This is a genomic window from Stenotrophomonas sp. YJH_SMC_20, assembly GCF_059367845.1.
Genome location: NZ_JCAFRG010000010.1, coordinates 128,198 through 142,853, shown reverse-complemented (window position 1 = coordinate 142,853; position 14,656 = coordinate 128,198). Strand labels below are relative to the sequence as shown.

Here is a 14,656-nt window from a genome sequence, read left to right as displayed (position 1 = left end):
AGGATTCAGTTCAATCCTGCGGTGCCGGCTCGTCCGGGCGCGCCGCTTCCGGGCTGACCCGCTCGATGGTGTGGCGCAGCTCGCGGCCGAGGATGAACTTGGCATCCTTGGCCCAGGCATCCAGGCGCTCGTCGAACAGCAGCTTGCTGTTCTCGTCCGGCCACACCAGGCGCAGCTCGCGCAGCTTCTGGATGAAGCCACGGAACAGGGCCTTGTCGAAGAACTCCGGCGCCGCCGGCGCATAGAGCAGGCTCAGGCGCTGCGCGGCCTGCTGGCACAGGCTTTCCAGTTCGGCGGCGCCAAGCACGCCGGGGCCGTTCTTCACCAGCACCGAAATGGCGATGTAGTAGCGCTCGAACGCCTGCTGCAGCGAGTGCCCGATGGCGCGCAGGCGGAAGACCTCGTCGGTCTGCCCGGTGTTGCGCGCCAGAATGCCGCCGTCGTCGTCATTGACGTTCTGCAGCAACCCCTCACGCACGAACACGTTGATGGTCTGGTCGATGCGCTGGGCGAACTCGTCCTCGCTCCACGGCAGGAACAGCTCGGCCTGCAGGAACGGGTACACCGTACGGCCCAGCTGGACCAGGCCGGCGCGGCTCATGCGGCGGTTGTTCTGGAAGCAGCAGGCCACCCACGACGAGGCGGTGAACAGGTGCAGCACGTTGTTGCGGAAGTAGCTCAGCAGCACCGCGGTATCGCCGCTGACGCTGAGCACATCGCCCAGGGGGTGCTTGACGCGGGTGAGGACGTTGATTTCCTCGGCGTGGGCGATGATCCGCTCCGGCGAGTGCGGGGTCACCGTCACCCGGTCCGAATATGGCATCTCGACCAGCAGGGTCTTGCACAGCTCGATCTGCGCGATCAGGTCGGCCTCGCCCATCGCGTGCTTCGGCGTGGACAGCAGCGCCAGCGCCAGCAGGTTGATCGGGTTGACGTCGGCGGCGCCGTTGATGCGCACCTGGATGCGTTCGGCCAGCGTATCCACCGTGGTCGACAGCCAGGCCGGCTTCTCGTCCTCGGACACCGCCTCGCCCTTCCACTCCGGCGCCTTCTCGGCCAGCACGTCGTTCAGTGCGATCGGTTCGCCAAAGTTCACCACCACCTGGCCGTAGTTCTGCTTGAGCACCTTGGGGATGCCCCACAGCAGCGACCAGATCGATTCCTTTTCCTTCGGCCGGCCGGACAGTTCGTCCAGATAGCTGCCGCCTTCCATCAGTTTCTCGTAGCCGATGTAGACGGGCTGGAACAGCACCGGCTTGCGCGGCTGGCGCAGGAACGCACGCAGCGTCATCGAGATCATGCCGCCCTTGGGCTGCAGCAGGCGGCCGGTGCGCGACCGGCCACCCTCAACGAAATACTCCAGCGAGTAGCCACCGGCCACCAGCTGCGCGACGTACTCGCTGAGCACCGCCGAGTACAGCGCGTTGCCGCGGATCGAGCGACGGATGAAGAACGCACCGCCCTTGCGCAGCAGGGTACCCACCACCGGCAGGTTCAGGTTGATGCCGGCCACGATGTGCGGCGGCACGATGCCACGGTCGTACAGCAGGTAGGACAGCAGCAGGTAGTCCATGTGGCTGCGGTGGCTGGGCACGTACACCACTTCGTGGCCCGGCGCGGCAGCCTTGAACTTGTCCAGGTGGTGCACCAGCACGCCCGCATAGATGCGGTTCCACACGTGGCTGAGCATGAAGCTGGCCGAGCGCACGACCGGGCTGGAATAGTCCGCGGCGATTTCCCAGGCGTAGGCGTGTGCCTTCTTCCAGGCATCGGCCGGCTTCGAATTGTCGCGCTTGGCCTGTGCGGCGATCGCCTCGCGCACCGGTTCGGCAGCCAATACCTGGTCCACCAGCAGGCGCCGCGTCGACAGGTCCGGGCCGATCACCGATTCACGGATGCGCCGGAAGTGCGTACGCAGCACGCGCTGCAGCTTGCGCACCGTGCGCTCCGGCTCCAGGCCTTCGTCCACGGTGCTGCGCAGCGAGATCGGCGGGGCGAAGCGCACGATGGTATTGCGCCCGTTAAGCAGCAGGCCCAGCAGGCGGCGGAAGCGACCGACCAGCGCCCAGTTTTCCGAGAACAGCACCGCGAACCAGCCGCTCTGCTTGTCCGGCGCGCGGCCGACGAAGATAGACACCGGCACCAGGTGCACATCCAGGTCGTCGCGCACGCGGTGCGCCTGCAGGACCTTGGCCAGCGAATCGGAGTGGGTCTTGGCGCCGCGCTGCTCGGGAATCAGCGAGTTGCTGGAGCTGCGCCGCGACAGCGCCAGGTAGGCGCGCTTGCGCCCGGTCGGGTCACCGGCCAGCGGCACCAGCGGCGAGGGCAGCCCGGCCTGGCGGCAGGCCTTGTCCAGGATCAGCGCGTTGGACAGGCCGTAGTCTTCCAGCACGTACACGACCGGACGGCCATCGTTGTACTGGCCTGGGTCTTCCGGCTCGATCTTCAGCGACAGCCACGGCTCGACCAGGCGGCCCAGCAGGCGAGCCCACAGCGGGCGGCGGCCGGCCGGACGCGCGTGCACGGGCGGCGGTACCGGGTTCGGGCCGGTGCCGGTCGAGGGGGACGCCGGCACCGTATCGGCGGGCGTCGACTGGGATTCTTCGCCGGGAAACGGCAGCGGGTTCTGTTTCGACATCGGCGCCATTATGGCTTAGGCGGCGGCGTTGCTGCTTCCCCACCCCCAGCAGGGGCTTCAGCCGGTGATGGCGAGGCCGCGGCGCGGGCCGCGTCGGCCTTGCGCAGCAGCGCATCGGTGTCGGCCAGGGTGCGGGTCAGGTACCAGTGGCCCTCGCGGCGGCTCAGCGGCAGCTGCAGGATCATTTCGCGGCCAGCCAGGTCGTAGTGCAGGCGTACCAGCGCATTGTCACCCTCCACCGAGAGCAGCTCACCGCGCACGCTGCGCAGCGCATCGTCCACGCCCAGCCCGTAGCTGCCCAACACGGCCTTGAGGGTGTGGATGAACGGCGCCAGCTGCTGCAGGCTGCCTTCCATGCCGGCGGCCTGCAGGCCGGCCTCATCATCGAACCCAACCTTGCCGGCCGCGCCAACCAGTGCGGCGATGGTGCTGCGCGCGCGGGCGCGGTCACTGATCGGTGCGCCCTGCGCCCAGCTGGCGAGGGTTTCCACCAGGGCGATGTAGTGCGCCTGTTGGCCGGGCGTATAGCCCTTCTGGTGGCGCAGATACTGCACGCCGAAGTTGCCCATCGACTGCGCGGCCTGGCGAACGGCGCCGGCCTGTCCGGCCAGCTGGCGATCGAAGCTGCGCTGCAGTTCGGCGCTGGCGTTGGGCTTGCGCAGCGCGGCCAGCATCGGCAGCAGCTGGTCACCCAGCGGCAGTTCGGTCAGCGGCCACTGGCTGTGGCCTTCGGTCCAGGCCTGTTGCAGGCGCTGGTACTGGCTGGGCGGCACCGACAGCTTCGCGTAGCCGACCAGATCGTCCTCGGCCAGGCGCAGGGCCATCGCCTGCACCGCCGCGACCGGTTCGGCTGCCGGCTTGGCCGGATCATCGGCTGATTCGCGGCACGCGACCGCCGCCAGCAGCAGCATGGCTGCCAGCCCCCATCCACGCGCAGACCTTCCTCGCACCGCCACGCTCATGCAATCGGACTCCCCGGACCGGTCCGCATCTTGCGGCCTGCGACGTGACAGCGGCAAGCCGGGACGTCACGGTTTCCGCTGTTGCCTGTGCAAGTCACTGACGGGAATAAAAAAAGAGCCGGGATCACGGGGATCACAGGCTCTTCAAACCGGCGCAGGGCCGGTGGACAGTGTTGTGGCACATGTCCGGTCCGAGGACCGGATGGCGGCGATCCTACGCTGCCGCTCAAGTTAAGGCAACACTTCACGTAGTTCGCCTTAAACTATTGATTTTATTGATTCACCTGATGATGGGGGTGGAAGCAATGAAATCTACGGCAGGTTTTGCGGCGATTCGGGCACAACCGCTCGGTAGACAGATGCAAAAACGCCATCCCGCGCGGGCCGGGATGGCGTTCGGGCCTGCAGCCTTCGCAACGGAACCTCAGCGCGCACCCAGTGCCGACGCGATTTCCTGCTGGATGGCCCGGGCCGCGGCCTGCGGATCGGTGGCCAGGCGGATCGGACGGCCAACCACGATGGCATCGGCACCATCGGCAAACGCCTGGGCCACGCCAACGGTACGCTTCTGGTCATCGCCGACCGGGCCACCGGGGCGGATGCCCGGGCAGACGATCGAGAACCCGGCGCCGGTCGCGGCGCGAATCGGGCCGGCCTCCTGGCCCGAGGCGATCACGCCATCGATGCCGGCCGCCTGCGCGGCCAGCGCGCGTTCGACCACCACCTCCACCGGTTCACGGTCGATGCCCATCTGCGCCAGGTCCGGGCGGCCCATCGAGGTCAGCACGGTCACCGCCAGCAGGCGCATGTCACTGCTGTTGGCGGCGGCGCAGGCTTCCATCATCGCCGGGTGCCAGCCGTGGATGGTGGCGTAGCTGACCGGCCACTGCGAAAGGCGCTTGATCACCGCCGCGGCGGTGGCCGGGATATCGAAGAACTTCAGGTCGACGAACACGCGCTTGTCGCGGCGGGCCAGCTCGTCCAGCACCTGGAAGTACTCGCCCGACGCCAGCAGTTCCATGCCGATCTTGTAGAACGCCACGCTGTCGCCGAGGCGGTCGACCCACTCCAGCGCCTGCGCGCGATCAGGCACGTCCAGCGCGAAGATCAGGCGCTCGTCGTCGCGCAGCGGCAGTGGCGCGCGGCTCATGGTGCGTAGTCCAGGGCAGCGCGCTTGGCGTCGTGGCGGGCCTGGCGCGACTGGCTGTAATCGTTGTTGAACTGCGCCGGCTCGAAGCCACCGTAGGTCGGGTTGGGCAGCATCCACCAGCGCTCGCCGAACCAGTCGTGGTACTGCTGCAGCAGTGCGTCACGGCCTTCGTTGGTGTTGGCGGTCACTTCCACGAAATCGCCCAGCTGGTCGCCGAACTGCATCAGCACGCGGTACTTCTGCCCGGCCAGGCGGCGGCGGCAGTTCTTCTCGCTACCGGCCTGCTCGCACCCTTCGACCACGGTGCCCAGGCCCAGGAACACGCTGTCATCGGCCACCGGCAGGCCCTGCTCGCGCAGGTTGGCCAGGGTCGCGTCCTTCAGGTGCACGGCGCGGTTGGAGATGTACAGCAGGGTCACGCCCTTGGCGTTGGCAGCCTTGGCGAAATCCACCACGCCCGGAATGGCCTTGGCCTTCTTCTCGGCCACCCACTGGTCCCAGCTCAGCTCGTCGTATTCCTTGCCGTCGCGCACCAGGCGCGCCTGGTAGGGCGAGTTGTCCAGCACGGTCTCATCCACGTCCAGCACCACGGCCGGCTTCAGGCCCTTGGCCTCGTTGCCGCGTTCCTCCGGCACCAGCGCATCCCAGTGCGCTTCCTTCAGCGCGGCGTCCAGCTGGTCGGCGGCGGCACGGTAGGTCTGCTCGGTGATGGCCTTGTACTCCTGCGCGCGCTGCATCCACAGCACCGCATTGAGATTGTCGTTGGCCGTGGCATCGAGCACGCCATCGGCCTTGGCAGCGGCAGCGGGCGCCTGCGGGGCCGCGGCTTCGGCGGCAGGCGCCTCCACGCGCTTGCAGGCGGACAGGCCCAGCGCCGCGGTAGCGAGCAGGGTCAGGGACAGGGAAACAGGACGACGCATGGATTCACCGGCAATCAGATATACCGGCGCATTTTACCGGCAAAGGCGGCCCCGGGACGGCTATGCTTGGCGGTTGACCCGTTGCCCTTCCGGAGGCCGCCATGACCGATTCCACCCAGACCCCCGACGTCCCCCTGCTCGACGCCGTGCAGGCACGCCTGCTGGGCTGCCTGGTGGAAAAGGAGGCGACCACACCGGACACCTATCCGCTGACCGTCAATGCCGCCCAATCGGCCGCCAACCAGAAGACCGCCCGCGAGCCGGTGATGAACGTCGATGCCGGCAGCGTGCAACATGCGCTGCGCCAGCTGGAGGCGCTGGGCCTGGCCCGCCAGCACTACTCCTCGCGCGCGGACCGCTACGAGCACCGCCTGCAGGCCGCGCTGGACCTGACCCGGCAGCAGACCGTGCTGCTGGCGCTGCTGCTGCTGCGTGGGCCGCAGACGCTGGGTGAACTGATCACGCGCAGCGAACGCCTGTACCGCTTCGCCGATGTGGACGAAGCCCGCCACGCCATCGAGCGCCTGCAGCAGCGCGCCTTGCTGGTGGTGCTGCCGCGCGCCAGCGGCCAGCGCGAAGACCGCTACATGCACCTGCTGTGCGGTGAAGTGGACGGTGCGGCGCTGGCAGCGAAGTACGCCAGCAGTGGTGGTGGTGGCAGCGAGGCGGCCGATCCGGGATTGGCCGAGCGCGTCGCCCAGCTGGAAGCTGCGGTGGCCGAGCTGCAGGCGCAGCTGGACGAACTGCGCGGCTGAGGGGGTGGGTGCCGACCGTTGGTCGGCACTGCATCTGAATCGTGCCGACCAACATCAGGGGTCAGACCTGCGCCGCACCCGGCGTGGCATACAACCGGCTCGGGCTGTCCACGCCCGGCAACTGGATCACCCCGCGCGTCTGCATACCCAGGCCCTGCAGGATCTTCCCGGACACCACGTTGTCCAGATCGGTGATGCCATACAGATCGTGCAGGCCCAGCGCTCCACGCGCATGCGCGAACACCGCGCGTGCCGCCTCACCGGCATAGCCCTGCCCCGCGAATTCCGACAGCACCGCATAGCCGATGTCCGGCCCCGGCAGGCCATCCCGCCGCACCAGCCCGGCGTTGCCCAGCCAGGCACCATCGGACAACCGCTCGATGGCATACATGCCGAAGCCATTCAACGCATAGCTGTGCAGCACCCGCAGCGCAATGTACTCCCGCGCCTGCGCCTCGCTGCGCACGTTGCGGTCACCGATGAAACGCACGAAGCCCGGATCGTTGAGCAGGGCCAGCATCGGTGCCGCATCACGGTCAGGTTCAATGGCCCGCAGCCGCAGGCGCTCACTCTCGATCGGTTGCACAGGCAGACCTCCAGCCGAAACCCCGATTCTGCCTCAACCGCCGGCTGTTGCTTTTGATTTCCTCTGCATTGCCGTGGAAGGAAGCGCCCGGAATCTGTCAGAGGCCGGTCGGGGTGGGTTCGCGGGGGTATCCGCGCCATGGATGGCGCGGCTAAGCCCCCAAGGACGGGTTCACGGCGTCCCCCGCGAACCCACCCCGACCGGCCACACTGCGGAACCAACGCGTGCTCCACCACGGAGGGGCGGCGCCGTTGGAGCGCCCTAGTCGAACAACGCCTCGATCGCCGCCAACCCCGCACTCGCCCGTTCCTTCTTGCGCGCCGCATCGGCCACCGGATCGGCGCCATCGCGCTGGATCTCCTCGGCCGGAATCTCCTCGAAGAACCGGCTCGGCTTCAGGCGTACGTGTTCGCCGAACTTGCGCGTCAGCTTGCTGTAGCTCATCCACAGCTGGATCTTGGCGCGGGTGATGCCCACGTACAGCAGGCGCCGTTCTTCCTGCAGGTTGCCCTCGTCCAGGCTGACCTGGTGCGGCAGCACGCCGTCTTCGCAGCCGACGATGAACACGTACGGGAATTCCAGGCCCTTGGAAGCGTGCAGGGTCATCATGCGCACCTGGTTGCCCCCCTCGTCCTTGTCGCTGCGCGACAGCAGCGCCAGCTGGCCGGCCAGGTCGGCGGCGGTTGCACCGCGCGGGCCGCCCTCGAACCACTGCGCCAGTTCCTCGATGTTGTTTGCGCGACGCTGGTAGCTGGCCTCTTCCTTGGCCTGCTGGCGCAGCTCGCTCAGCAACCCCGATTCCTTGGCTACTTTGCGGATCATGTCGCCGGACGTCACCTGGCGCATCTGTGCACGCAGGTCGCGCAGGATGTCGGTGAAGCGCGCCAGGCTGTTGGCCGCGCGCGGCGGCAACTGCTGCAGGGCGCCGATGGTCTCGGCCACATGCGCCATCGGCATGTCCTTTTCCTGCGCCAGCTCGGCCAGCCTGGCCAGCGTACCGGCACCCACATCGCGCTTGGGCGACTGCACCGCCCGCATGAACGCGGTGTCGTCGTCCGGGTTCACCAGCAGGCGCAGCCAGGCCAGCGTGTCCTTCACTTCCTGGCGTTCCAGGAACATGGTGCCGCCGGTCAGGTGGTAGGGAATGCGCAGCAGCTGCATCGCCTTTTCCAGCGGGCGCGACTGGAAGTTGCCACGGAACAGGATGCAGAAATCACTCCACGGCACGTTGCGCGACTGCGCCACGAAGGCGATCTCGGCGGCGACCTTCTCCGCTTCATGTTCGCTGTTGCGGCATTCCCAAACACGGATGCGTTCGCCGTCGGCCTGGTCGCTCCACAGCTTCTTCAGGTGCTCATGCGGATTGTTGGCGATCAGCGCGTTGGCGGCGCGCAGCACGCGGTTGGAGCAGCGGTAGTTCTGCTCCAGCTTGATGATTTCCAGCGTGGGGTAATCGCGCCCCATCTGCTGCAGGTTTTCGGGATTGGCGCCACGCCAGGCGTAGATCGACTGGTCATCGTCGCCGACGCAGGTGAAGTTGCCCTTCTCGCCGGCCAGCTGCTTGAGCAGGCGGTACTGCGCGTCGTTGGTGTCCTGGCATTCGTCCACCAGCAGGTAGCCGATGCGCTCGCGCCAGGCCAGGGCGATGTCCGGATTCTCTTCCAGGATCTGCACCGGCAGACGGATCAGGTCATCGAAGTCGACCGCATTGAACGCGGTCAGCCTCAGCTGGTATCGCTCGTAGACGCTGGCCGCTTCCTTCTCGCGGTTGCTGCGTGCGGCGGCCATCGCCTGTTCGGGCGACAGGCCGGCGTTCTTCGCGCGCGACACTAGGTTCTTCATGTCCTCGATGTCGTCGGGCTTGGCCCCGTGCATCAGGTCCTTGATCTGCGCAGCGGCATCGTCGGCGTCGAAGATCGAGAATCCACGCTTCAGGCCCACCGCCGCGTGCTCGATCTGCAGGAACTTCAGGCCCAGCGCATGGAAGGTGCAGATCGTCACCTCGTCGGCATCCTGCTCGCGCAGGCGCTTGGCCACACGCTCGCGCATTTCCTTGGCCGACTTGTTGGTGAAGGTGATCGCCGCGATGCGGCGTGCCGGGTAGCGGCCACAGCTGATCAGGTGGGCGATCTTTTCCACGATCACGCGCGTCTTGCCGCTGCCCGCGCCGGCGAGCACCAGCAGCGGACCTTCGATGTGCAGGACGGCGGCGGCTTGGGGGGGATTGAGACCGTGCATGGGATGGGGATTGTAGCGGGGCGGGGTGACGACCACAGCGGCCTGCCGGCGGGGTTGCTGAACGGCTTCGGCGAAGCGGGGCCGCGGCGTACAATCCGTCGATGGCCAAGCTCTACTTCTACTATTCGGCGATGAACGCCGGCAAGACCACCACCCTGCTGCAGAGCGCCCACAACTACCGCGAGCGCGGCATGCGGGTGGCGATCCTGACCCCGCGCCTGGACGATCGCGCCGGCGCCGGCGTGGTTGCCTCGCGGATCGGCCTGCGCGCCGAAGGCATGGCCTTCGACCGTGATACCGACCTGCAGCGCTGGGTAGAGCAGGACCTGGCGGCGAACGGGCCGATGGGCTGCGTGCTGGTGGACGAAGCCCAGTTCCTCACCCGCGCCCAGGTCTGGCAGCTCAGCGAGGTGGTCGACCAGCTGCGCATTCCGGTGCTGTGCTACGGCCTTCGTACCGACTTCCGCGGCGAGCTGTTCGAAGGCAGCCAGTACCTGCTGGCCTGGGCCGACGAGATGCAGGAGATCAAGACCATCTGCCACAGCGGCAAGAAGGCAACGATGACGGTACGCGTGGATGAGCATGGCCACGCAGTACAGGACGGCCCGCAGGTGGAGATCGGCGGCAACGACCGCTACGTGTCGGTCAGCCGCGCCGAGTTCAAGAAGATCACCCGCGGCGAAGGGCGGATCGATCCGGCGCAGGCGCCGCTGCCGTTGTAAAGGGTGTTCGGCAGGGCTGCGCCCTGCACCTGCAGAGGCAACAGCAACGTCAACAGCGAAAGCTGGCATTCCGTGGGATGGCGGGGCACTGTGGGTGTGCGGGGACGGCGCAAGTACGTCCATGTAGCCTTGGTCGCCGCATCCATGCGGCTCACACCCCGCAAACCCACAGTGCCCCGCCTTCGACAATTGGCCGGCGGCCAGTAGATCCACGCCATGAGTGGATGAAATCTGTCAGATATCGAATGAAATTCCGGGGTCAGATCCGTTTTCCTTCGGAAAACGGATCTGACCCCATGAGCTGTTCCGACAGATCGCGGAGGTCTGTCGAAGGCGGGGTGGGTCCGGTTGCGGGGGCGTGAGCGCCATGGATGGCGCGACCGAGGCTACATGGACGTATTTACGCCGTCCCCCGCAACCGGACCCACCGCGCCATCCCACGGAATGCCCGCTTTTGACGTTGACGTTGACGTCAGCAGGTGCAGGGCTGCAAGCCCTGCCCCCCCCTCTTAGTACAGCGTGCGCTCCGGCGCTCCGGCCGGCGGCGGGGTGTACTGGTACAGCCAGGTCTCGGTGAGGGTCTTACCACCACTGCGCAGGAACAGGCGGATGTCGATCTGCTCGGTACTGCCTTCCGGCGGCACCAGGTCGAACATCGCGCGGTAGCCGTTGATCTCGCGCAGCGGCCGCGCCGACACGATCTCGACCCGGCCCCGGCTGGCTTCCACCACCGCCTCGACCTCGCCCTTGTCGATCAGCCTGGCCAGTTCGCCACCTTCGAAGTCCACCGCGAAGCGCCAGCTGAAGTACTCGCGCTTCTTGCCGACCACACCGCCCAGGCCGGTGCGGCTGGCCACGCAGTGCGCCATCGGCGGCCGTGCCGGCGGCTCGGCGCCCCAGTACAGGCGGTAACCGACCAGCAGCTCCTGGCCCGGCTGCGGCTTTTCTTTGGGATTCCAGAACGCCACGATGTTGTCGAAGGTCTCGTCCACGGTGGGAATCTCCACCAGCTGCACTGAGCCTTCGCCCCACTCGCCCTTCGGCTCCACCCACAGGCACGGGCGCTTCTCGTAGAACACGCCGTCGTCCTGGTAGTGGTCGAAGTTGCGGTCGCGCTGCAGCAGGCCGAAACCGCGCGGGTTGCGGTCCACGAACATGTTGAAGCGCAGGTTGCGCGGGTTCAGCAGCGGGCGCCAGATCCATTCGCCGGCACCGGTCCACAGCGACAGGCCGTCGGTATCGTGGATCTCCGGGCGCCAGTCCCAGCCCATGCGGCGGTCGTTCTCGCCCACCTGGTACATGCTGGTGCACGGCGCGATACCCAACCGCTCGATCGCCTTGCGCGGGTACAGCGCGCTGTCGATGTCCATCAGCAGCACGTCACCGTTGGTGATCGCGAAGCGATAGGCACCGGCCACGCTGGGCGAATCCAGCAGGCCGTAGACCACGATCGTCTCCGAATCGGCCGACGGCTGTTCCAGGTAGTAGGCGATGAAATCCGGGAATTCCTCCGGCTTGCCCATGCCGGTATCGATCGCCAGGCCACGCGCGGACTGGCCGTACTGACCCTCCTTGCCGACCGCGCGGAAGTAACTGGCGCCGAGGAAGGCGGCGAAATCGCGGTCGGTGTCCTTGCGGGTGTTCAAGCGGAAACCGGCGAACCCCAGGTCGGCCGGCAGCTCGCCGTCCTTGATGCCGCTCTTGCCGTAGTTGAATGCCGCGCCGTCATAGGCCAGCTCCTGCGCCTTGCCGTCGACCACGTCGAACATGCGCACCGGCGAATGGAAGTACAGGCCCAGGTGGAAGAACTTGGCCTGGAACTTGCCCGGCTGGTCAGCCCACAGCGCATGGTCCTGGCGGTAACCGATCGACTGGTACTGGTCCCAGTCCAAGCCTTCCAGGCGGCCCGGCAGCACCCGCTTGTGGCTCTTGTAGGGCGCCTGTGCCAGCGCGCGCGCCTGGCCCTTGAGGGTAGCGAAGTCGAACGGCTGCGGCTGGCCGAGGCGGCGCAGGCCCATCTGGCCGCTCCTGCTGGCCGCGCACGCGGGCAGGGACGGCAGGCCGAATGCTGCCAGGGCGAGGGAGGCATTGCGGATGAAGTCGCGTCGTTGCATGCAGGCGCGTCAGGCACGAAGGGAAGGTCGGCCATGATAGGCAGACAAACGTTAACGGGCAGCGGAGACGTCTCCTGCCCGTTCAGCTGCCGCTGGCCGCCCGGCTCAGCGCTGGCAGTGGCTGCACCAGACGCTGGCGCGCTGGCCGATGGTGGCGTGCTTCAGCGCGCGGCCACAGTTCGGGCATGGCAGGCCGTCGCGGCCGTACACCAGCAGTTCCTGCTCGAAGTAGCCCGGTGCGCCGTCAGGGCTGATGAAATCGCGCAGCGTGGTGCCGCCCCGGGTGATCGCATAGCCGAGGATTTCCTTCACCGCCCCGGCCAGCCGCTGGTAGCGTTCGCGCGAGATCTTGCCCGCCTCGCGCAGCGGGCTGATGCCGGCCTTGAACAGGCTCTCGGCGGCATAGATGTTGCCGACGCCCACCACCACCGCCTGGTCCATCAGGAAGGTCTTCACCGGCGCACTGCGGCCCCGGCTGCGGGCGAACAGGTAGTCGCCGTCGAAGGCCTCGTCCAGCGGCTCCGGACCCAGCCCCTGCAGCAGCGGGTGGACCTCGCCGGCCGGCTGCCAGAGCAGGCTGCCGAAGCGGCGCGGATCGTTGAACCGCAGCAGGCGGCCGTTGTCCAGGCTGATGTCGACGTGGTCATGCGCCCGCAGCGGGGTATCACCGGGCAGCACGCGCAGGCTGCCGGACATGCCCAGGTGCAGCACCGCGCTGCCGACGGCGGTATCCAGCAGCAGGTATTTGGCGCGCCGGCGGATGTCCTCGATGCGCTGCCCCGGCATCAGCTCGGCCACTTCCGGTGGAATCGGCCAGCGCAGGTCGGCGCGGCGCAGGATCACGCCATGCACGCGACGGCCCTGCAGGTGCGGCGCCAGGCCGCGGCGGGTGGTTTCGACTTCGGGCAGTTCGGGCATGGGGTGATTCTACGCCCGCTCAACGCGGCGGCGCGGACAGCTCACGGGCGTTGAGGAAGCCATCACGGTTGGCATCCTGCTTGTGGAAGCGCTGCACGATCACCTGCCGCTGCTGCTCGCGGCTGATCGTCCTGCCCTTGCCGCCGGGCAGCTCGTCGGCGCTCAGCACGCCATCACCGTTGCGGTCCATGCGATCGAAGGCATACAGCATCCACTGTACGTACTCGGCCTCGCTGACCTTGCCGTCGCCATCGCTGTCCATCCGCTGCAGATAGCTGGCGGTGTCGGTGACCTGGGCCAGCGCCGCACCCGGCAGCAGCGCCGCCAGCAGAAGCCCGTACCCTGCCCTCACGCGCCCACCAGGCTGTAGCCCTTCAAGCGTGCGGCGTAGGCCTGCAACGCCGCGATACCGCTTCCCTCGGCCTCGCGGCACCACGCCTGCAGCTGATGCAGGCGCTCGGCAGCATCGTGGCCGCGCGCCTCCAGCAGTGCCGCCAACCGCGCGCGGTACTCGACCAGGGTGCGGATGCGCGGGCGCTGTGCCACCCAGGCGCTCAGCTGGGCACGGCTGTCCGGCTTCAGCCAGCGGCCATCGTTGACCAGACCGCGGCGCAGCCGGCGTGGCAGCAGCCGGCGCAGCTTGGCCCCGGCCTGCGCGGCCTCCTCGCGCAGGGCTGGCATGAACACGTTGCGCTGGTAATCGGTCATCGCCTGGAAGCGATGCGACAGCAGCGCCTTCAGCGTTTCGGCATCGGGCACGGCGATGTTCGGGCGCACGTCCATGGCCGGTGCCACCCGCAGCACCCTGGCCAGTCGCAGCGCCTGCAGCAGGCGGATCGCACTCCAGCCGATGTCGAATTCCCAGCGCCGCATCGCGAAGCGCGCCGAGCTGGGGAAGGCATGGTGGTTGTTGTGCAGCTCCTCGCCACCGATCCAGAACCCCCACGGCGTGAGATTGGTGGAGGTATCGGCAGACTCGTAGTTGCGGTAGCCCCACCAGTGGCCCAGGCCGTTGACCACGCCGGCCGCCCAGAACGGGATCCATGCCATCTGGATCGCCCACAGGGCCACGCCGGGCAGGCCGAACAGCACGCTGTTGATTGCCAGCAGCAGCACCGGGCCCAGCGTGGCGTGCGGGGTGTACAGGTGGCGCTCGATCGCATCGTCCGGGGTGCCGCGCCCGTACTGCTCAATGTCCGCGCGCATGCCACGCGCTTCCCGATACAGCTCCACGCCATGCCAGAACACCGTGCCGATGCCGCGGGTAACCGGGCTGTGCGGGTCGTCCTCGGTCTCCACCTTGGCGTGGTGCTTGCGGTGGATGGCCACCCATTCCCGGGTGATCATCGAGGTGGTCAACCACAGCCAGAAGCGGAACAGGTGGGCCAGCGCCGGGTGGAAATCGACCCCGCGATGGGCCTGGCTGCGGTGCAGGTACAGGGTCACCGAGAAGATGGTGATCTGGGTGAAGACCAGCAGCACGGCCAGCATGGCCCACCACCCCAGGCCGAGAACACCACCAGTCAACAGGGACATCAGGGCATCAGGCATGGCAGCTCTCCGGATCCACGCGGGGATGGCAGACATGATGGGCGCTTGCGTTGCAAACTGCATCCCTGCGGCGATGTATCGCATCGCCATCCGTGGCACCGT

At 67.6% G+C, this 14,656-nt stretch carries 12 protein-coding genes; 2 read left to right on the top strand and 10 right to left on the bottom strand.

All coding sequences use genetic code 11. The annotated features are described in order from the left end of the window. Window positions 1–10 precede the first annotated feature (10 nt). The 4 genes from plsB to AC5P6A_RS16630 all read right to left on the bottom strand — a co-directional run bounded on the left by plsB (window position 11) and on the right by AC5P6A_RS16630 (window position 5,670). The gene (gene plsB / locus AC5P6A_RS16645; protein WP_171953209.1) at window positions 11–2,647 is read right to left on the bottom strand and encodes a glycerol-3-phosphate 1-O-acyltransferase PlsB; all 2,637 of its coding nucleotides are present in this window, start codon (window positions 2,645–2,647) and stop codon (window positions 11–13) included. Further along, the gene (locus AC5P6A_RS16640) at window positions 2,647–3,600 is read right to left on the bottom strand and encodes a hypothetical protein (RefSeq protein WP_346715206.1); all 954 of its coding nucleotides are present in this window, start codon (window positions 3,598–3,600) and stop codon (window positions 2,647–2,649) included. The genes plsB and AC5P6A_RS16640 overlap by 1 nt, the downstream gene beginning before the upstream one ends. Before the next feature lie 424 nt (window positions 3,601–4,024). Next, a complete protein-coding gene (gene pyrF / locus AC5P6A_RS16635) occupies window positions 4,025–4,750 on the bottom strand; it encodes an orotidine-5'-phosphate decarboxylase (RefSeq protein ID WP_021202271.1) in 726 nt (241 codons plus the stop codon). Beyond that, window positions 4,747–5,670 carry a 5'-nucleotidase, lipoprotein e(P4) family gene (locus tag AC5P6A_RS16630; RefSeq protein ID WP_171953208.1) on the bottom strand — a complete coding sequence of 308 codons (924 nt, stop codon included), beginning with the start codon at window positions 5,668–5,670 and terminating at the stop codon, window positions 4,747–4,749. Before AC5P6A_RS16630 ends, pyrF begins: the two co-directional genes overlap by 4 nt. A gap of 101 nt (window positions 5,671–5,771) precedes the next feature. Between AC5P6A_RS16630 and AC5P6A_RS16625 the strand changes: the two genes are divergently transcribed. After that, on the top strand, window positions 5,772–6,425 hold the full coding sequence (locus AC5P6A_RS16625; protein ID WP_171953207.1) for a DUF480 domain-containing protein: 654 nt from the start codon (window positions 5,772–5,774) through the stop codon (window positions 6,423–6,425). A gap of 61 nt (window positions 6,426–6,486) precedes the next feature. On the opposite strand, the gene AC5P6A_RS16620 is transcribed toward AC5P6A_RS16625, so the two are convergent. Together AC5P6A_RS16620 and AC5P6A_RS16615 are read right to left on the bottom strand one after the other, a co-directional pair. Next, window positions 6,487–7,011 (bottom strand): GNAT family N-acetyltransferase, encoded by a 525-nt coding sequence (locus tag AC5P6A_RS16620; protein WP_346715207.1) that lies wholly within the window; start codon window positions 7,009–7,011, stop codon window positions 6,487–6,489. Between the two features lie 261 nt (window positions 7,012–7,272). Beyond that, the gene (locus AC5P6A_RS16615) at window positions 7,273–9,249 is read right to left on the bottom strand and encodes a UvrD-helicase domain-containing protein (protein WP_164145432.1); all 1,977 of its coding nucleotides are present in this window, start codon (window positions 9,247–9,249) and stop codon (window positions 7,273–7,275) included. Between the two features lie 101 nt (window positions 9,250–9,350). On the opposite strand from AC5P6A_RS16615, the gene AC5P6A_RS16610 reads away from it, so the two are divergent. Further along, the gene (locus AC5P6A_RS16610; RefSeq protein ID WP_021204637.1) at window positions 9,351–9,971 is read left to right on the top strand and encodes a thymidine kinase; all 621 of its coding nucleotides are present in this window, start codon (window positions 9,351–9,353) and stop codon (window positions 9,969–9,971) included. Between the two features lie 509 nt (window positions 9,972–10,480). Here AC5P6A_RS16610 and AC5P6A_RS16605 read toward each other — a convergent pair. The 4 genes from AC5P6A_RS16605 to AC5P6A_RS16590 form a co-directional block, all read right to left on the bottom strand. Next, window positions 10,481–12,085 carry an OpgD/OpgG family glucan biosynthesis protein gene (locus AC5P6A_RS16605; RefSeq protein ID WP_164145492.1) on the bottom strand — a complete coding sequence of 535 codons (1,605 nt, stop codon included), beginning with the start codon at window positions 12,083–12,085 and terminating at the stop codon, window positions 10,481–10,483. Window positions 12,086–12,190: 105 nt separating this feature from the next. Next, window positions 12,191–13,003, bottom strand: coding sequence for a bifunctional DNA-formamidopyrimidine glycosylase/DNA-(apurinic or apyrimidinic site) lyase (mutM, locus tag AC5P6A_RS16600; RefSeq protein ID WP_164145493.1), 813 nt, complete (start codon window positions 13,001–13,003; stop codon window positions 12,191–12,193). A gap of 19 nt (window positions 13,004–13,022) precedes the next feature. Further along, a complete protein-coding gene (locus AC5P6A_RS16595) occupies window positions 13,023–13,355 on the bottom strand; it encodes an EF-hand domain-containing protein (RefSeq protein ID WP_171953205.1) in 333 nt (110 codons plus the stop codon). After that, window positions 13,352–14,554 (bottom strand): DesA family fatty acid desaturase, encoded by a 1,203-nt coding sequence (locus AC5P6A_RS16590; RefSeq protein ID WP_171953204.1) that lies wholly within the window; start codon window positions 14,552–14,554, stop codon window positions 13,352–13,354. The genes AC5P6A_RS16595 and AC5P6A_RS16590 overlap by 4 nt, the downstream gene beginning before the upstream one ends. Between the last annotated feature and the right edge of the window lie 102 nt (window positions 14,555–14,656).